The sequence below is a fragment of the Serratia sp. J2 genome (assembly GCF_046269175.1).
GTDB classification, from domain to species: Bacteria; Pseudomonadota; Gammaproteobacteria; order Enterobacterales; family Enterobacteriaceae; genus Chania; species Chania fonticola_C.
In genome coordinates this window covers 1-18,847 of the sequence record NZ_JBKABN010000027.1, presented here as the reverse complement: position 1 = coordinate 18,847, position 18,847 = coordinate 1, and the positions used below count along the sequence as shown (strand labels likewise).

Genomic DNA, 18,847 nt, shown 5'->3' with positions numbered 1-18,847 from the left:
TGATACGCAGGATTAGGCGCCGCGTATGCGCTGGGTCAGCCCTTTCAGGAAGTAGCGCAACATCTGATCGCCACATGGGCGGTAGTTTTTGGTGCCTTCTTTGCGGAACAGCGCGCTCAGCTCAGGCTTGGAGATACGGAATTCCACCGCGGTAAAAATCTGGTGCAGATCGACATCTTTCAGTTCAAACGCCACACGCAGCTTTTTCAGCACCAGGTTGTTGGTGATCGGCAGCTCAACCGCCGGTGCCGGGAATTTATCGTCTTTGCCACGCTTGAAGAACACCAGACCATTGAGGAAATGGGCCATCACTTCATCGGGGCAGTTGACAAAACCCGGCTCGCCTTCCTTGATCATGTAGGTCCCCATGGCTGCGACATCGACGTCAAAACCGTCCAGCTTGACGATCTCTACCATCTTCGCGTCATTAATAGCCAGCATGTAGCGCACGCTGCGCAGCACATCATTGTTAATCATGGAATAGCCTTTCGCTTGTCAATCAGGAGAGGCGTGCAGCGCTGCACACCTTGCATGGCGGCAGTATAGGGATCCGGCGGGGGTTTCTCAATGGAATTTCCACGGGCAAACCAGGGTTTACCCGCAGAGGTTAATGATTTTTCGGGTAAAGCGGAATTTCTTCGCCAACGATATATTTGTTACGCAGGATGGCGGAGATCTTGTCCATCAACATCACGATCACCACCAGGATCAAGGTGATAAACATCACCACGTCCCAGTTCCACAGCCGCATGTTCTCGGCATAGACCAGGCCGATCCCCCCTGCCCCGACAAAACCAAGCACCGCCGCCGAACGGGTATTGGACTCAATCTGGTACAGGCTCAGCGCCAGGAAGGTCGGGAAAGATTGGGTGAAAATGCCATAACGGTGTTTTTGCAATCCGTTAGCACCCACCGCCGTCAGCCCACGGCTGGGGGATTTATCCACCGCTTCGTGGCCTTCGGCATACAGTTTGCCAAGCAGACCGATATCCTGCATCACGATGGCCAACACCCCCGCCAGCGGCCCCATGCCCACGGCACGTACGAAAATCAGGCCCCAAATGGCCATATCAATCCCCCGCAGAATATCCAGCAGGCGGCGTACCAGCGTCGCCACCGGCCGAAGCACTGGTGAGGACATCACGTTACGCGCGGCAAAAAACGACAGCGGCAAGGCGATCAACGATGCCGTAATGGTGCCGGCAAACACGATCGCCAGGGTGATAAAGATCTGTTGGAAATAATAGCCAAACGGCCAGTTGGCAAAATCATGCCAGACAAACATCCGCATAAAGTAGCGGCTAATCTGTTGGCAACCGTTGGCAAATTGCGGCCAGGAAATGCCAAACACCAGGAAGAAGAAGACGTAATACAACACAATCGCCACGGTAATCATGCCGAGGGTACGCAGATAGCGCCCTTGGCGTGAGAAGATTTCCGGGTTCTGCTGCTTGAGTTGCTGCAGATTGGTGGCAGAGATCGGCTGAACGGACATTAGGCTTTCCCCTCGACAACGCGTTTACGTAATTCACCGGAGGCGTAATCCAGCAGCGAAACCACCACGATAATCAGCAGCAGCGTCATGCTGACCTGATCGTAACGGTCAAGTTTGATATTGGTCATCAGCTCCTGACCAATTCCGCCTGCACCTACCAGGCCGAGGATGGTCGACTGGCGGAAATTGATTTCCAGCCGCATAAAGCTGTAGGACAGGAAGATCGGTTTGACCTGAGGCCACAGGCCGAAACGCATACGCTGTAACGGCGTGGCCCCACAGGCGGCCAGCCCGCGCACCGGCTTGTTGGAGGCGGTTTCGATCGATTCATAGAACAGCTTGGTCAGGCTGCCGATGGTGTGCAGCGCCAGCGCCATAAAACCGGGAATGGCACCGATGCCAAACGCCATCACAAACATCACCGCCCAGGCCAGCTCCGGCATGGTGCGCAGGAACGCCACCAGCGTGCGGATGGCAAAGCGCAGCGTCGCCGGGCTGTGGGTGTTATTGGCCGCCAAAAAGGCCAGCCCGCCAGCCACCAGCACGGAAAGGATGGTCGCCGCCAGCGCCAGCTGTAAGGTTTCCCAAATCAGCGGTAACTGGATATGCAGCCGGTAGCCCCAATAGGCGAAGGAGCCTTCGGTATGGCCGTCGGCGAACAGCAGCGGCCAGTGCAGTACCGGGATGGTTTCTGCCAGATAGTCAAAGAAATGGGGGATCGACACCCAGACGGTATGCAGGTTGAACTCGGCGATATTGCCTGCGCCAAGATAAAGCACCACCAGCCCGAGCGACCAGAGCAAGGTTTCACGCTTTTGCTTACTGCGGATCCGTTGGTAGTAGTGTGCGAAGTCTGTATTCAAAATCGCTTCCAATATTTTGTGGCTGGATAAATAGGCCCCTCACCCCAACCCTCTCCCGCAGGGAGAGGGAGCCAGATCGGTGCCATCATCAGGTACAGAGCTCAATCTTGGGCTCATAGCCTAAGGTTCAGACATGCCAATACCCCTCCAACAGAGAGAGGGGGCCAGATCGGTGCCGTCATCAGGTTCAGAGCTCGGTCTATGGCCCACTCCCCCATGGTGAAGGCGCGGGTTCAGTGCTACTGTCAGTTACAAGGGTCAATTTATGACTCGGTCGGTCCCCTCTCCCTGTGGGAGAGGGTTAGGGTGAGGGGCCGGGAACCAAGCCGCCTTAGCGATCGCCCTTGGTCAGCTCACGCTTCATATCGATAATGGTCTGGTATTCCGCCAGCTTGACGTCGCCAATGTGCTGCTTGCCGCCCATCGCCTTGATAAAGCACTGATGGTTGTCGGTATCCAGCTTCTTGATGGCGGTAACCACCTTGGCTTTGAAATCCGCAGGCAGGGAGTTGCTCACCAGGATCGGCCCATTCGGGATCAGCGGCGACTGCCAGATAATGCGGATCTGCTTCATCAAATCCGGATGATCCATACGGATCATGCGGTTGAAGGCTCCGCTGGTATAGCCGGTGTTGTAATCACCAATCATCGAGGCCCAGGTGACCGCACCCTCAAACTGGCCGTTCAATACGCCGAGTACGTCCTGCTCATGACCACCAGAGAAGGTGACGCTGGAGAAGAAGTTGTTATATTTGTTATCCGGCGTGCCGCCAAACTGCTTCTTGAACACCTGGTTTGGCACCAGGAAACCGGAGGTCGAATCCGGATCCGCAAAGCCGAAGGATTTGCCTTTCAGGTCTTCCAGCTTTTTGTAAGGGCTGTCGGCTTTCACCACCACCACCGAGTGATAGCCGCGCGACTGATCGGTATCATCCACCGCGATCCCCACCAGATCGACCGCCTTGGGATCCTTGATATACACCGAAGCAAATGACGAAGGCGACATGCTCAATACCAGATCGATCTTGCCCCCGAGCAGGCCCTGGATCACGCCAGAGTAGTCGGAAGAGTTACGCAGCTTGGTGTCTACGTTCAGCTCTTTATCGAGAAAATCTTTCACACACTGGTTATCGCCAATCTGTTGGGTGGCGTTCTGCCCCCCCAGGATCCCCAGGTTCAACTCTTTCGGCGCTTCCGCTGCACCTGCATTAAATACCATCATTACGCCGGCCATCATGGTGGTCAGTGTGAATACTTTTTTCATTGCGCATGCCCTGTGTGAAAAGGTAGAGGTGACGTTCAAGTGATTAATGGATCTGATTGGCTTCTTCGCCATACAGTTGCTGCAAAATACGTTCGTTAAGCTGCGACGGGTGGCCGTCGAAAATGATTTTGCCCTGGGCGATGCCAATCACCCGGGTGCAGTATTCCCTCACCAGTTCGACCGAGTGCAAGTTCACCATCACCGCGATATCGTTCTCGCTGACTTTCTGTAGCGCATCCATTATGCGGCGGGTGTTTTTCGGATCGAGCGAGGCAACCGGCTCATCGGCCAGCAGAATTTTGGGGTTTTGCATCAGCGCGCGGCAGATAGCGACGCGCTGCATTTGGCCGCCAGACAGGTTCTCTGCACGTTGCAGTGCATGCGGCAGCATATTCAACCACTGCAGCAGCTCGATGGCCCGCGCACGGTCAGCATCGTCGAATACTTTGAAGAAGGATTTCAGCGTCGAGGTGTGGCTGAGGCGGCCAAGCAGCACGTTGGTGATCACATCCAACCGGGGAACCAGGCAAAAATCCTGGAAGATCATGCCACAGCGGGCTCGCCACTGGCGCATCTGGCGGGCCGAGAGCTGCGCGATGTCCTGTGCAACTCCGTCGTCCTCAAAATGCAGCATTTCACCACAGCTGGAAGGAATGGTGCCGTTCAGCGTATGCAGCAGGGTTGATTTACCAGCCCCGGAGCGGCCGATCACCGCCACAAACTCCCCGGCGTGCAGATCAAAATTGATGTCGTCGAGGACGCGTTGCTGAGATTGATACGCCTTACCTAGCCCTTTTACCGCTAATACCTTGCGTAACGGGATCGGTTGCTGCCCTGGATAGTCGGTCGGTGCCAGTTTTAACAGTGCCTGCGCCATATGATTTCTCTGATTTCAGTGGCTAATCTTATGGGCACCTATTAACGAATAACTGTATGACACGCAGATGATGGTTTTATGGCCGGGAAATGACGTTCAACGCCATTTCCCGTGATTGGCAGGATTAAAATATGCGGGTGGAGGTTTTATCGGCGTTCCATTTCACTCAATGCCGCACGCATTCCGTGGTCAAGAATAGCTTGCAGATCGGTGGTCACGGCAGCGGTAAGCCCAGGAACGGCATTGAGATCTTGCCCCCAATGCGCCTCATCGGCCAGCACGCTTTCTACCAGCGCCGCGAGCGTCAGGTCACGATGTTCCACTCCGGCCCACAACGTTGCAAACCTCGTCAGCCAATGAGCATCATCCTGTAACGCATAGCTACCCGCCTGCCGTTCGCCATGATAGAAGGCCAGCAACGCCGCCAAAGCAAAGGTCAGCCGTTTCGGCAGCGCGGCATTTTTCTGTTGGCCTGCCAGTAACTGCGGCAAAATACGCGTGCGGAATTTGGTCATGCCGTTCAGCGCAATCGACAGCAGCTGGTGCTGAATAAACGGGTTACGGAAACGGTTCTGAACCGCTTCGGCAAATGGCCGTAACTCTTCCTGCGGCAGATCGAGCACCGGCATAATCTCTTCGGCAATGGTACGTGCCACATAGCCGCCGATCTGCTCGTCGCTCATGGCCTCGCCCACGGTATTCAAACCGGCCAGGAACGCCACCGGCACCAGCGCTGTATGCGCCCCGTTGAGGATCGCTACCTTGCGTTCTTTATAAGGTTTGATGTCATCGACGATGTGGACGTTCAGATCCAACTTATCCAGATGCAGCTCTTTCGCCAGCCACTGCGGGCCCTGGATCACAAACAGATAGAAATGTTCCGCCGTGTCGAGGAAGCTATCTTGATACCCCAACTGCTGTTGCCACTGCTCTACTTCATCGCGTGGGTAGCCAGTGACGATACGATCGACCAGCGTTGAGCAGAAGGTGTTGCAATCGTTCAGCCAATCGGTGAACGCCTGCGGTAACTGCCACTGCTGCGCATAGCGCAACACGTACTCTTTCAGCGCTTCGCCGTTGTAATCGATCAGCTCGCACGGCAGCAGCACCCAGCCCTTGTCTGCAGCACCGTCAAAATGGCTGAAACGCTCAAACAGCAGCCGCGTCAGCTTGGCCGGGAAGCTGGCCGCCGGAGCGTCGGTGAACTTATCGTCCGGTAAATAACTGATCCCCGCTTCGGTGGTGTTGGAGAACACGAAGCGGATCGCCGGATCACGTGCCAAGGCCAGATAGCTGTCGTATTGGTGATAAACGTTGATTTCCCGGTTGACCGAACGGATCAGGCGTGGCTCGCAAACCGCTTCCCCTTGCTCATTCAGCCCACGGATAATGGTAGTGTACAAGCCATCCTGAGTATTGAGTGAAGGCGGCTGCTGGCTGTCAATTGGCCGCACCACCACCACACCGGCATTCAGCCCGGTATGCTGGTTTAGCAGGTCGATTTGCCAATCAACAAAGGCGCGCAAGAAATTACCTTCACCGAATTGGATAATGCGATCGGGATATTGCGCGCCAGGAAATTCACTACGATTAAGTTGTTTCATTATTGCTCCTTGCATCCGGTGATCCCCCAGGTCGTAAATTACTCTCGGCAAGACCTGGGGAGTAATCAAGTTAGTTAAAATGAATCACGCCTTTAATCAGCTGTTTATTATTAATCACTTCTGCTTCATAAATATCTGCCAGCGTGGAAAATTCGAATTGATGGGAAAGCATCATCCCGGCAGTTATTTTTCCGGCGGCCATTAATCGCCCTACCTTGATAAAGTCTTCTTTGGTCGCATTGCGGCTCCCCATCATGGTGGTTTCCTTTTTATGGAATTCCGGATCGGAGAATTGCAGATCGCCCTTGAACAGGCCGACAAACGTAATGCTGCCACCATGGCGGATCAGGTTGACGCTATGGTTCATCGCATGCTGATTGCCGGTGGCATCAATGATTTTTGCCGCCAGCATGCCGGAGAATTGGGCTCTTAAGGCCGCGTCAAAACCGGCGTCCGATGGATCTAGCGTGATCAGCCCAAGCATTTTTTCTACATGGGCACGGCGCTCTGCGCTGGTATCGGCCACGATCACGGTTGCCCCGTCCGCCTTGGCGATAGCCGCAACCCCCAGACCAATCGGCCCTGCCCCTACCACCAATAGATGATCGCCCTGCTCGATGGCCGCTCGGCGTACGGCGTGGGCACTGATAGAGAATGGTTCAATCAGCGCCGCCGCTTGGGGCTCCACATCATCCACAGCCAGCAGGTTGCTCACCGGCACGCTTAAAAACTCGCTAAAACCGCCGTCTTGATGCACGCCAATCACCGAGATATTTTCACAGCAATTGGGCCTGCCGCTGGTGCATGCTCCACAGTGATGACAGGATACATAAGGGATCACCGCCACACGCTGCCCGACGCGCAATTCACTCACCTGGCCACCGACGCTGACAATCTCGCCGCATATTTCATGCCCCAGCACCCGCGGGTAGCTGAAGAACGGTTGCTGACCAGACCAGGCGTGGATATCGGTCCCGCAAATTCCTACTGTCAGTATTTTTAGCACCGCTTCGTCCGGCGCAGGCTGCGGTACCGGCCTTTGTTGGTAAACCAGCCGGGTCGGCTCCAGACAAACTAGCGTATTCATTGTGGTCATGATCCCTCCTCCTGTGATGTGGCGCTGTTATCCCGCAAAAAGAACAGGCGTATTGTGCTGATGAGGAGAATTTGTGAGTCAGCACAAATTAAACCGATTTAAATGGGTTTTAAATGTTTAAAAAACACCTTAGCCCACAGAGGGATCTCATGAGCAGAACGCAAAACCTCCGCCAGAACGTGGTTAATCAGATGATCGACGGCATCATCAAGGGCCATATCCGCTCACCGCTGCCTTCCCAGGCGGGGCTGGCAGAAATGTATAACATCAGCCGCACCACGGTGCGTCACACGCTCACGCACCTGCATCAACGCGGGGTTCTGGAGAAGGTCAAGGATGATTATGTGATCCTGCGCATGCCGCTGGCAGAAGACGGCTTTGAATGCATGAGCCACTCGCTGGACGAGCAAGGCAAGCTGTTTGAGAAAGCGTTCTATCAGATGATTAACCAAAAGCAGCTGCGCGCGGGGGATTCATTCACCGAATTGCAGCTTTCACGCGCGGTTAACGTCAGCCCGGTAGTGGTGAGGGAATTCCTGCTGCGCTTCAGCCGCTTTGACCTTATTGACAACGTACGCCGCGGCCAATGGAGCATGAAAAAATTTGATCAGAACTATGCCGAGCAGCTGTTTGAACTCCGTCAAATGCTGGAAACCCACGCGCTATCACGCTTTATCAACCTGCCCGCACAGGATAGCCGCTGGTTGCAGGCCAAAGAGTTGTTGAACCGCCATCGCGAGTTGCGCGACACCATCAGCGACAATTATCGGCTGTTCTCTCAGCTGGATCGTGACTTCCACACCCTGATCCTGTCAGCAGCCAACAATCCGTTTTTCAATCAGTCGCTGGAAATCATTTCGGTGATTTTTCACTTCCATTATCAATGGGATGAAACCGACCTGAAGCAAAGAAATATTATTGCGATTGAAGAGCATATGGCCATTTTAAGCGCCCTGATCTGCCGCAGCGACCAGGAGGCCGCCCGTGAGCTTCACCGCCATCTTGATACTGCCAAACAGTCGATGATCCGTTCCATCAAACAGGATGCCTGCTGATTTTTATTGATAAAAAACCGAGTGAAACGGGATTTAAAACCGATTAAAAACAGCAAAATCGTAACCGCCGCACGGAACCGGTTAAAAAAAGCACCATGAAACATTTTCGCCGCCTAGGCTCACTGCCGAAAGACATACCGTTGTTAACACCGAACCAGGGCCATGCCCCGGCAGAATAACTATTATTAATACGGAATATAGAGGCGAGTGATGGAAAAGATAACCACCGTGAGCACTGGAAAAGAACCGGCGGACAGTTATTCAGATAGCATTAATCCCATACCCAAAGGCGGCATAGCAGAGCGCTCTGCAAAAATTAAAAAAATCCAGACTACGGCAATGATCCTGTTATTTTTTGCTGCCGTGATTAATTTTCTCGATCGCAGTTCGCTGTCCGTCGCCAACTCCACCATTCGTGAAGAAATGGGGTTGAGCGGTACCGAGATCGGCCTGCTACTTTCCGCCTTTTCACTGGCCTATGGGATTGCCCAATTACCCTGTGGACCGCTGCTGGATCGCAAAGGCCCGCGCATCATGCTCGGTCTGGGGATGTTTGTCTGGTCTGCGTTCCAGACGATGTCTGGCATGATCCACAACTTTACCCAGTTTATCTGGGTGCGTATCGGCCTGGGGATCGGCGAAGCCCCCATGAACCCTTGCGGCGTGAAAGTCATCAACGATTGGTTCAACATCAAAGATCGCGGTATGCCGATGGGGATCTTTAACTCGGCCTCCACCATCGGGTTAGCCATCAGTCCACCAATCCTCACCGCCATGATGCTGCTGTTAGGCTGGCGCGGGATGTTCATCACCATTGGTTTACTGGGCATTGCGTTATCCATTGGTTGGTACATGCTGTATCGCAACCGTGAAGACATCAAACTCACCGAGCAGGAGCAAAGCTACCTCAACGCCGGTAGCGTGAGCGCACGCCGTGAGCCGATGAACTTCAAGGAATGGCGATCGCTGTTCAAAAACCGCACCATGTGGGGGATGATGATCGGCTTTAGCGGCATCAACTACACCGCCTGGCTGTATCTGGCCTGGCTGCCGGGCTACCTGCAGACCACCTACCATCTGGATTTGAAAAGTACCGGTATGTTGGCGGCAATCCCGTTCCTGTTTGGTGCGGCGGGCATGCTGTCAAACGGCTTTGTCACCGACTTCCTGGTGCGCCGGGGCATGGCTCCGCTCAAGAGCCGTAAAATCTGTATCGTCGCCGGTATGCTGCTTTCCGCTGGTTTTACCTCCGTCGTGGCACAGGCCACCACCACCACCAGCGCGGTGGCATTAATCAGTATGGCGCTGTTCTGTATCCACTTTGCCGGTACTTCCTGCTGGGGGCTGATCCACGTGGCGGTCACGTCCCGTATGACCGCCTCGGTGGGCAGCATTCAAAACTTTGCCAGCTTTGTGTTCGCTTCGTTTGCCCCGGTGATCACCGGCTGGATCCTGGATACCACCAACTCATTCAGCCTGGCACTGACCATTTGTTCCTGCGTTACCCTGATCGGGGCGCTGTCCTACGTGTTTATCGTCAAACACCCGATCACCGACAGCGCGGCCTGATCGCCAGATTTTCCCTCTCCAACCGGAGAGGGATCCTCAATCCAAGGCAAAAAAATCCAGACCCAGCGCGGACTTGACCTGTGCCAAGGTACCCTGAGTCACCTGATTGGCCCGCTGGCTGCCCTCTCTCAGGATGCGCATCAGCTCGCCCTTATCGGCGCTGTACTCGGCCCGCCGGGTGCGGATAGGCTCCAGCAGGGTTTGCAGGCAATCCTCCAACAACCGTTTAATCTTCACGTCACCCAAACCGCCCTGACGATAGTGATCCTTCAACTGTGCCACCAGCGCTGCGTCCTCGCAAAACGCGTCCAGATAGGTGAATACCATATTGCCTTCCACCTGGCCGGGATCGCTGACGTTCAGGTGGTTGGGATCGGTAAACATGCTCATCACCGCCTTATGCACTTCGTCGGCGCTGGCCCCCAGCATGATGGTATTGCCGCGTGATTTCGACATCTTGCCCTGCCCGTCCAGCCCCGGCAGCCGACCAACGCGGCTCAGCAACGGCTGGCACTCCACCAGCACCTCGCGATCGACGATGCGGTTAAAGCGCCGGACAATTTCGTTGGTTTGCTCCAGCATTGGTAACTGATCTTCCCCAACCGGCACATGAGTCGCCCCAAAAGCGGTGATATCCGCCGCCTGGCTGACCGGGTAAATCAGGAATCCGGCAGGCAGGCTACGTGAAAAGTCTTTCTCGATGATTTCGCTTTTCACCGTGGGGTTACGTTCCAGGCGGGCGACGGTGACCAGGTTGAGGTAATACATCGTCAGTTCTGCCAGCGCCGGAAGCGCCGATTGCAGACACAGCGTGGTCTTGGCAGGGTCGATCCCCACCGCCAGATAGTCGGCCACCACGTTTAGCACGTTGGCACTGATTTTTTGCGGATTGCTGCCGTTATCGGTCAGCCCTTGCAGGTCGGCCACCATTACCGTTTGCTGATGATGATGCTGTAGCTCAACGCGCTGGCGCAGTGAACCGACGTAATGACCCAAATGCAGTGAACCGGTGGCGCGATCGCCAGTCAGAATGGTGTAACTCATAGCCTTGCTCCTGGAAGTAAACAGACCGCCGGATCAACGCTATAAAAATGCCGCCAAAACCGGCGGCATTAAAAAAAGAGGGATGAATACCCGTGCCGCCCTTAGAAAAGGCGCCACCAGCTGAAACAAGATGTGAACTGCGGGAAGATATTCATTCGGCTACGTTACACCCCGCCCAGAACCGCGTCAAGGGCGACATCCGGCTCAGAAACTCACTTCGGCTGTAGGCACGGCACGGATCGCCACGCCAAAACTCTCGATACTCGACAAGGTCGCATTATGGTGAATACGGATTTGCAACCCGCTGGCATGGGGCTTGTCGTGGCTGGTATGTGCATCTGCCGCCAGCACCACCGGATAACCCAGGCCAGCAGCTCGACGGGTGGTGGTATCGACGCAGTATTCCGTGGAATAGCCGCAGATCACCAGCTGTGTCACCCCTTCGGCAATCAGCAGTTTGCCGAGATTGGTACGTAAAAAGGAATCCGGCGTGGTTTTGTCTATTCGATGATCGCCGTTTTTCACCTGTAACGCAGCATGAATTTGCCACGCTTCGCTGCCGTGCGGTAGTTCCTCATGAGCCGTCTGATGCTGAATAAAAATTACCGGCGCACCAGCCTGCCGGGCACGTTCACTCAGTTGATTAATCCGCGTGAGAACCTGCTCGGCCTCTGCTGGCGGGGGATTAAACAAACCCTGCTGCACATCGATAACTAACAACGCTGACTTCATTGCAAACCCCGTTGGTGGAATGAGTTGCCCTTGATACTAAGCCAATTAACGGCTTTTAAACATGCTCTAACGCGTTCGTTTTGGCCAAGTGGATGTCTTTAACAACTACGCCGAGGTCCTGGCGGCCAAGGACTTTACCAGCCTGTGGGGAGTGGGGATTGAATCTGCCATCTATGCGGAAAAAAATGCCATCGGTCTGGCCAACGGCATCCCGGCCAGCAAAATCATCAAACGTTATGTAGGCGAGCACATTTTCACCAGCGATAACCTGGTCAACGGCACGCCCACCGATCTGCTGGCGGTGTATAACGCCTCGGTTTCCACGGCAGATCAGCTTACGGATAACGTAGGTTGGGTTCCTACGCTGCGGCTGCATGTTGACGAAGTAAGCGAAGTCAAAGCCATTGTCACCAGCCAGGCTGGTGCCGGTATTATTGACAGTACCCTGCCCTGATTAGGCTGCTGGCAGGTATCCCCTACCTGCCAGCGTCTCAACGCGACGAGGGATTGTCGGATTGTACGGTCAGGCGAGTCTACGTTGCCCTAGCGCATCAGCAGTGCGCAGAGCCGCCACCAGCCCCTGAGGAGTGATCGAATGCGGTTCGTTGTTCATAGTCTCTCCAGGCTGACAACTGGCTTGAGCTACCAGCAGCAGTTCCTCATCGGTCACCTCAGCCAAGCCGATCTGGGCCAGCGTTGTAGGTAGCCCCACTTCTTCGCAAAAACGGTACACCCTATCAATAATCTCCGGCTCCCGATCGGTCAACATCAACATGGCAAGAGTACCAAACGCCACCTTTTCACCATGCCAATAACCACGAGTCTGTGGTAACACAGTCAAACCGTTATGGATCGCGTGCGCAGCAGCCAAACCACCACTTTCAAAGCCTAAACCTGAGAGCAGGGTGTTAGCCTCAATCACATGCTCAAGTGCTGGCGTCACCTGATTCTTTTCACAGGCACTTTTGGCCAGCACGCCATATTTCAGCAAGGTGTCGTAGCATAATTTCGCCAACCCGAAAGCAGACATCGGCCCTGGACGCGTAGTCATATTACCCGCGCCTTTTATCCGGCAATCTTCCGCCTCAAACCAGGTAGCCAGCGCATCCCCCATTCCTGAAACCAAAAAGCGCACTGGCGCTTCAGCGATGACCTGAGAATCCACCAGCACCAAATCGGGATTTTGCGGGATCATCAGATAGCGTTTAAACTGACCTCCCAGGGTATAAATCACCACTAACGAACTGCATGGGGCATCCGTAGAGGCCAACGTTGGAACAATGGCAATAGGTTTTTTCATCGCCGCGCCGGTGGCTTTCGCCGTATCCAATGTTTTTCCGCCGCCAATACCGACAATAACATCAGCCTGATAGGATTCGGCCAAAGCAGAAATGCGGCTAATCTCTTCGTCAGAACATTCGCTATTAAAAACTTCGACAACAAATTCAACCTTTCCTTCTAATGCCAAGCTTATCTGAGCTCCTAATTTCTGATGGACAACGGGATCTTGTAACACCAGAGCCCGTTGCCCCAGACGGAATAATTCCTCACCCAGAAGGCAGGAAATAGCTCCAGCCCCCTGTACATAGCGCCCAGGGAAAACTGCTGTCGTGATCATATTACGTCCTTACGATTTTTAAATAACAGAGAGAAGTATTGAGGTTAATTAATTCATGCTAACTCTCTAACTCCATTTTTTTGTCAAAATTAATGAGCAACGAGCAAATCAAGTAACCTATGGCAGCGGCCGCGAAGAACATCATGGCAATATAATAATTACCAGTGAACTGTACGATGAAACCAATTAATATTGGAATGATAGCGGCAAATAAGTTACTGCTAAAATTCATAGTACCACAAATAGTGCCTGCCACTTTTTGTGCCCCGAGCAATGAAGGGATAGACCAATAGACACTTGCCCAGCGAAGAGGGAACATGGCGATCCCTAACAACACCACCGCGGCAACGGGATGATTGATATTGGCACAGATGAAAATCCCCACGCCCGCAGTGACCGCTGAAATACCCAGCATAGTGTGCATGACCTTGTTGGTATCAGCGCCAGAGTTTCTCCAGCGGTCAATGATATATCCCCCCGTGAGTTGGCCTACAAAACAAAGCAGGAAGATAAAGGCCATGGCACCGCCCATCGACTTGATATCAAACCCATAGGTCTTTTGAAAATATAAGGGCAGCCAGGTCATTAAGCCATAGAAAACAGTGCTATAACAAACCCATCCACCGATCAACGCCAAGACATTACGCTGTTTCAAATAAGGGATAACGTCTTTGATTTTGTATTTTTCAGATTTTTTAGTAGCAAACTCATTATCTTTTGTAATATGTTCGAGTTCGGCCTGATTGATTTTTGGATGTTCATGAGGATAGGTTCGAATATACCACCAGGCCAGAACACCGGCCAGCATGGTGCCTATACCGGCAATAATGAATGCCATGCGCCATGAGCCAAAGAAAGCGATCAACCAGGTCAGAATCACCGCGCCCAAGGCCGTGCCTAACGCCGCCCCACCATCCAGTAGCATAGATCCGCGCCCACGTTCCGTCGGTGTCAGCCAGGTCCCCATCAGTTTGGCACCAGCAGGCATAATGGGCGCTTCAGACAGGCCTAGCCCCACGCGAGACAATGCCAATAAACTGGTGGTATGGCACAAGGCTGCAATCGCCTGGAACGCTCCCCATAAAATGGTCGCCCAGGCAATAATGGTACGAGTTTTGAATTTATCGGCCAATACCCCACTGGGTACCTGCATTAAGGCATAGGCCCAAAAGAAGGTACTGTGTAATAAACCAACCACTATCGTATCCTGGATATTAAACTCCTCGACGATATATGGCATTGCAATAGCCAGAGAAGTTCGATCAATGTAATTTATTGCACCTAACAGCAATAGTATTAAAAATATATTCCACCTAACATGGGTTGGTGAGGCGTTATAAGAAACCTCACTCTTTATTATAGACATGGTTTTCTCCTGGCTATGTGCGACACATAGAATAGTTGATACACTATCAATCAAAGGGATTGAGCCCGAAATTTAATCGGGCACAATTGAAAAAAATCACATAATTGAACCTATATTCCATGGCACGAACTCCAGGCTGCCATAGCCGAACTGTTCACTTTTGGTTTTTCTTCCCGAGGCCATTTCAAGGATCATGATATAAAGCCTTTCACCCGCCTCGGCTATGGTTTCCTTGCCTTCCACAACATCGCCACAATTCATATCCATATCTTCCCGCTGACGGTTCCACAACGTGTTGTTGGTGGCCATTTTCAGGCAAGGAGTGGGTTTGCTGCCAAAAGCCGACCCGCGACCGGTGGTAAAACAAAGCAGATTTGCCCCGCCGGCTATTTGCCCGGTAACGGCGATTGGGTCATAACCGGGAGTATCCATAAAGACCAATCCTTTGGCCGTAACGGGCTCGGCATATTCATACACTTCAACCAGGTTTGAGGTGCCCCCTTTAGCGATACCGCCCAAAGATTTTTCCAACACCGTGGTCAGTCCCCCAGCTTTATTACCGGCCGAAGGATTATTGTTCATTTCACTCTTGGTACGCTTACAGTAATCTTCCCACCAATCAAAACGGGCAATAAGCTTTTTACCAACCTCCTCAGAAATCGCCCGCCGGGTTAACAGATGCTCTGCGCCATAAATCTCTGATGTCTCAGACAGAATCGCTGTTCCCCCCTGCTGCACAATTTTGTCAGCGGCATAGCCCAGTACCGGATTGGCAGAAATACCGGAGTAACTATCCGAACCACCACATTCGAGGGCAAGAATGATTTCTGAAACCGGTACCGCTTCACGTTTGACCTTATTGGCCTGCATGAGCATACCGTCGATAACGGCAATACCCTTACTAATGGTTTTCTGAGTACCACCGGTTTCCTGAATCGTCAGGGTATGCAGCGAGGAGCTCTCCTCAAGCCCTTCTACCTGCATGAGATCTTTTATCTGGTTTGATTCACAACCCAATCCGATGATCAGCACACCGGCAAAATTGACGTGGCGGGCGTAGCCACTTAATGTCCGACGCATCACAATCATGGCTTCACTATCAAAACCAATGGCGCAACCAAAACTTTGTGGCAGTGCCACAATGCCATCCACGTTTGGGTAATCTTCCAACCCGACTTTTTTATAGTGATCCTCGATGGCCCTTGCCACCGTGGCACTACAGTTGACCGTGGTCAGAATGCCTATGAAGTTACGGGTTGCTACCCGACCATCTTGCCGTTTGATGCCCATGAAAGTATCGATTCTTTCGGGCTTAGGCAGGGTTACGGTATCCTCCCCGAAAGCGTAATTACGGGTAAAATCCCCCATCCCCAGGTTGTGCATGTGAATATGCTCACCGGCTCTGATCGGCCGTGTGGCAAAACCGATAATCTGGCCGTAACGTTTCACTGGCGCACCCACTGCAATATCGTACAAAGCAACTTTATGCCCTTCCGGCACATCGTTCAGGACTGTAATTTCCTCGATGGGGAGAAGGGTGCCAGCCTCAATGTGTGTCCGCGCGATCACGACATCATCATTAGGATTAATTTTGATAACAGGATAGACATTGCTCATTTCAGTTATCCTCTTGGTTACCTAATCACACTAAGAATTTCTTTCATCTGTGCAATTTTTTCAGCAGAAAGTTTCCTGGTAGGTGCAACCACTTCCGTTGAGATATCAATACCACTGGCTTTAATGGCTTCTTTGATAACCCCAAAGAAAGGAGTCTCCAAGGCATACAGCGATGAAAGCCTGGCAAGACGACGTTGTAAGGCAAAAGCTTTTTCATAATCCTTGTTGATGAAGGCCTCATAGATGCCGCCGGTCACTTCAGGAGCAAAATTGAAGGTGGCAGGAATACCGCCATGCCCGCCAAGGATCAAGGTATCAAGCATATATTCGTCGTAACCAGAAAAGATAATAAAGTTTGGTCTAAAAGCGTGAACTCGATTGATAATTTCGCGCGTGTGGCTGATGTTATCAATCGTATCTTTAATGCCAACAATATTGGGCACGTCCCTGGCAAGGCGTGTGATGACGTCGAGACCAATGTCCTGTCCGGTTAGGGCTGGGAAGTTGTACAGAAATACCGGTAACGTGAGCACTTCTGCAATTGTGCGATAGTGCTGATAAATATACTCTTCATTTAACTGAGCATAATAAGGGTTAACCACTAATACCGCATCGGCGCCGATGGCCGCCGCATGCCTGCCATAATCAATGGTTTCCGCCGTACCCGACGCCGCAATACCCAGCAGCACCGTCACCCGCCCTTCTACGTATTGAACACAGAATTCTGCTACTTCAAGACGTGTCTCATGTGACAGATGGCAAAACTCACCTCCACTACCGAGGATCAATACGCCTTGAGCCCCGGCAGCAATGACATGATCAAGCAGCATCCCCATGCCCTTTCTATCAAGCTTACCGTTTTCATCCACCACAGTAGGAACCGGGGGAAATACACCTCTGAATCTATTCACCGTTACCACCTCATTTTGTTCTGTATATGGAACAACTGTTCCGCATAAAGAAAATGATGCGCGAAATGAAGCATTGAGTCAATCCGCTCAAAGAGTGAACTGTGATCGTTCTCTGATTTATCGCATTACTACAAGATTAGGTGGGGGGCAGGCCAGGATATTACCTGGCTCAGGCTTGGATCAAAGTACTCAGGAGGGAACAGGTATGTTGCACCTGATTGGCAATCTCTTGCCATTTTTCTTCGGGAAGTTGGAAAAGCACCCCAGAAACGCTGATTGCAGCGATAACGTCTCCCTGAGCATTACGTACCGGAGCGGAAATACAGCGCACGCCGATGCAATCCTCCTCATCATCACAAGCCCAGCCACGCTGACGAATTTCAGCCAATTGTTGTTTGTAGATGGCTCGTCTGGTGATGGTTTTTTCCGTATAGGCAGTGAAAGGTTCGCTTTCTGGCAACAAATCGTCGATCTCTTGCTCTTCCTGCCAGGCCAATAGCACCTTTCCCAATCCGGAACTGTATAGAGATAACCTTTTTCCCTCCCAGCTGCGCACCACAACAGCCTGCGGGCTTTCCATTTTAAGCAGGTAGATGGCCGCACCACCTTCTAGAACACCCAGATGGCAGGTTAGATTGGTGCTGTCACGCAGCTCTGCCAACAACGGAGTTGCAACGGTTTTGATATCAAAGTGTTGGATAGCCTTATTGCCCAGTTCAAACAACAACAAGCCCAATGAGTATTTATCCCGCTCCTGGCGCAGCATTCCATGAGCCACCATTGCATTTAGCAACGTGGAGGTACTGCTTTTGGGCAAATCTACCCCCAGATAGATTTGGCTGAAGGTCGCGTTCCCTTTTTCAGCCAAAAAATTACAGACGCGAATTGCTTTATCAAGAGCCGGGACTGGTGTTGTTATCGTCTTCATTCGATTGCCAGTTTGCAAGAGAACTTCATGAAAGATCAGCGGTAATGGTAACGTTTTTAGCAGGATAAGTATTCATTAAATGTCCAATATCGCATTAGCCTCCCGTTCGGAGAGTGAGGCGCAAACACTGACGCCTCACTTTCTTCCTGATTTACCCGGTTAACATAATGGCTGACGTGGGCGGAAGATATGATCCACACCCTGCTCACGCATATTCTTCACCAAATCGTGGCCACCGTTGGGCGTGGCCTGCGCCAATTCCCGCTCGGTGGCGAACACCGGGCTGGCCCAGAAAATATTCACCGTATCACCGTATTGTTTAGGCAATACCAGGTGCTCACTGTAGGGATAAAATGACGAAGAGAGCACATAGCCTTCATAGCCCTGCGGAGCCACCGCCGACGCCAGCGTATGGCCTTCGCCAAACCAGGTGATGTTCGCCCAGGGCACATGGGCAAATCCAGCTAGCGCGCTGGCCATCTGCACCGCATTCTCTTCGGTCATATACTGCCCATCGATGGCTATCGCCATCTCCATCCGGCGGAATCTGGCAGCATCGTCGTTGAACAGAATCTCTACCCACGGCATCGGCCGAATGCTGACACCCATGGTCAGAAAATAGTAAACCCCGTCGCGCTCATGCTGGGTGATGGCCATCGGCGGCCATTTGCCCTGATCGATAGCGTAATACTTCACCGAAGGGCCAAAGTGTTGTTCGTATTGAGCCAGGTAATCACTCTGCATTTTTGGCCAAGGATTCCCCTTGTATGTTTAAAGACACTTTAATTACCCGCCCAAAGGCGGGTAG

The 18,847-nt window shown here is 52.5% G+C and carries 17 protein-coding genes and 1 pseudogene; 3 read left to right on the top strand and 15 right to left on the bottom strand.

From position 1 onward, the window contains the following. Window positions 1–12 precede the first annotated feature (12 nt). From ACKWMY_RS22480 to ACKWMY_RS22450, 7 genes are all read right to left on the bottom strand, one after another. Complete coding sequence (locus ACKWMY_RS22480) at window positions 13–477, bottom strand: DUF1456 family protein (protein WP_409487064.1); 465 nt, start codon at window positions 475–477, stop codon at window positions 13–15. 130 nt (window positions 478–607) lie between these two features. Then, window positions 608–1,495: a phosphonate ABC transporter, permease protein PhnE gene (gene phnE, locus ACKWMY_RS22475; protein WP_024527461.1), complete on the bottom strand. Its 888-nt coding sequence runs from the start codon at window positions 1,493–1,495 to the stop codon at window positions 608–610. Further along, the gene (gene phnE / locus ACKWMY_RS22470; protein ID WP_024527460.1) at window positions 1,495–2,358 is read right to left on the bottom strand and encodes a phosphonate ABC transporter, permease protein PhnE; all 864 of its coding nucleotides are present in this window, start codon (window positions 2,356–2,358) and stop codon (window positions 1,495–1,497) included. The genes phnE (ACKWMY_RS22475) and phnE (ACKWMY_RS22470) overlap by 1 nt, the downstream gene beginning before the upstream one ends. Window positions 2,359–2,689: 331 nt before the next feature. After that, window positions 2,690–3,622: a phosphonate ABC transporter substrate-binding protein gene (gene phnD, locus ACKWMY_RS22465; RefSeq protein ID WP_024527459.1), complete on the bottom strand. Its 933-nt coding sequence runs from the start codon at window positions 3,620–3,622 to the stop codon at window positions 2,690–2,692. 43 nt (window positions 3,623–3,665) lie between these two features. Then, complete coding sequence (gene phnC / locus ACKWMY_RS22460) at window positions 3,666–4,499, bottom strand: phosphonate ABC transporter ATP-binding protein (RefSeq protein ID WP_021805168.1); 834 nt, start codon at window positions 4,497–4,499, stop codon at window positions 3,666–3,668. Between the two features lie 146 nt (window positions 4,500–4,645). Then, window positions 4,646–6,103 carry a tagaturonate reductase gene (locus ACKWMY_RS22455; RefSeq protein WP_409487063.1) on the bottom strand — a complete coding sequence of 486 codons (1,458 nt, stop codon included), beginning with the start codon at window positions 6,101–6,103 and terminating at the stop codon, window positions 4,646–4,648. A gap of 70 nt (window positions 6,104–6,173) precedes the next feature. Next, window positions 6,174–7,199, bottom strand: a complete 1,026-nt coding sequence (locus tag ACKWMY_RS22450; protein ID WP_024527457.1) for a zinc-binding alcohol dehydrogenase family protein — start codon at window positions 7,197–7,199, stop codon at window positions 6,174–6,176. Window positions 7,200–7,348: 149 nt separating this feature from the next. On the opposite strand from ACKWMY_RS22450, the gene ACKWMY_RS22445 reads away from it, so the two are divergent. Both ACKWMY_RS22445 and ACKWMY_RS22440 read left to right on the top strand, forming a co-directional pair. Continuing rightward, window positions 7,349–8,254 (top strand): GntR family transcriptional regulator, encoded by a 906-nt coding sequence (locus ACKWMY_RS22445; RefSeq protein ID WP_021805171.1) that lies wholly within the window; start codon window positions 7,349–7,351, stop codon window positions 8,252–8,254. A 210-nt stretch (window positions 8,255–8,464) separates the two neighbouring features. Continuing rightward, complete coding sequence (locus ACKWMY_RS22440) at window positions 8,465–9,823, top strand: MFS transporter (protein ID WP_024527456.1); 1,359 nt, start codon at window positions 8,465–8,467, stop codon at window positions 9,821–9,823. Window positions 9,824–9,859: 36 nt separating this feature from the next. Here ACKWMY_RS22440 and trpS read toward each other — a convergent pair whose 3' ends face one another. Together trpS and ACKWMY_RS22430 are read right to left on the bottom strand one after the other, a co-directional pair. After that, window positions 9,860–10,867, bottom strand: coding sequence for a tryptophan--tRNA ligase (gene trpS / locus ACKWMY_RS22435; protein WP_046808111.1), 1,008 nt, complete (start codon window positions 10,865–10,867; stop codon window positions 9,860–9,862). 204 nt (window positions 10,868–11,071) lie between these two features. Further along, window positions 11,072–11,599 (bottom strand): cysteine hydrolase family protein, encoded by a 528-nt coding sequence (locus ACKWMY_RS22430; RefSeq protein ID WP_024527454.1) that lies wholly within the window; start codon window positions 11,597–11,599, stop codon window positions 11,072–11,074. Window positions 11,600–11,687: 88 nt separating this feature from the next. On the opposite strand from ACKWMY_RS22430, the gene ACKWMY_RS22425 reads away from it, so the two are divergent. After that, window positions 11,688–12,053, top strand: a complete 366-nt coding sequence (locus tag ACKWMY_RS22425; protein ID WP_409487062.1) for a hypothetical protein — start codon at window positions 11,688–11,690, stop codon at window positions 12,051–12,053. 69 nt (window positions 12,054–12,122) lie between these two features. Here the strand turns inward: ACKWMY_RS22425 and ACKWMY_RS22420 are convergent, their stop codons facing one another. The 6 genes and pseudogenes from ACKWMY_RS22420 to ACKWMY_RS22395 all read right to left on the bottom strand — a co-directional run. Continuing rightward, on the bottom strand, window positions 12,123–13,217 hold the full coding sequence (locus tag ACKWMY_RS22420) for a glycerol dehydrogenase (RefSeq protein WP_409487061.1): 1,095 nt from the start codon (window positions 13,215–13,217) through the stop codon (window positions 12,123–12,125). A gap of 58 nt (window positions 13,218–13,275) precedes the next feature. Next, the gene (locus ACKWMY_RS22415; protein ID WP_409487060.1) at window positions 13,276–14,583 is read right to left on the bottom strand and encodes an MFS transporter; all 1,308 of its coding nucleotides are present in this window, start codon (window positions 14,581–14,583) and stop codon (window positions 13,276–13,278) included. Between the two features lie 96 nt (window positions 14,584–14,679). After that, a complete protein-coding gene (locus tag ACKWMY_RS22410; protein WP_024527450.1) occupies window positions 14,680–16,200 on the bottom strand; it encodes a UxaA family hydrolase in 1,521 nt (506 codons plus the stop codon). Between the two features lie 17 nt (window positions 16,201–16,217). Continuing rightward, a complete protein-coding gene (locus tag ACKWMY_RS22405; RefSeq protein ID WP_409487059.1) occupies window positions 16,218–17,120 on the bottom strand; it encodes a dihydrodipicolinate synthase family protein in 903 nt (300 codons plus the stop codon). A gap of 160 nt (window positions 17,121–17,280) precedes the next feature. Next, window positions 17,281–18,039, bottom strand: a complete 759-nt coding sequence (locus ACKWMY_RS22400) for an IclR family transcriptional regulator (protein WP_024527448.1) — start codon at window positions 18,037–18,039, stop codon at window positions 17,281–17,283. A gap of 159 nt (window positions 18,040–18,198) precedes the next feature. Continuing rightward, window positions 18,199–18,804, bottom strand: a pseudogene (locus tag ACKWMY_RS22395) (suppressor of fused domain protein); the annotation flags it as partial. Between the last annotated feature and the right edge of the window lie 43 nt (window positions 18,805–18,847).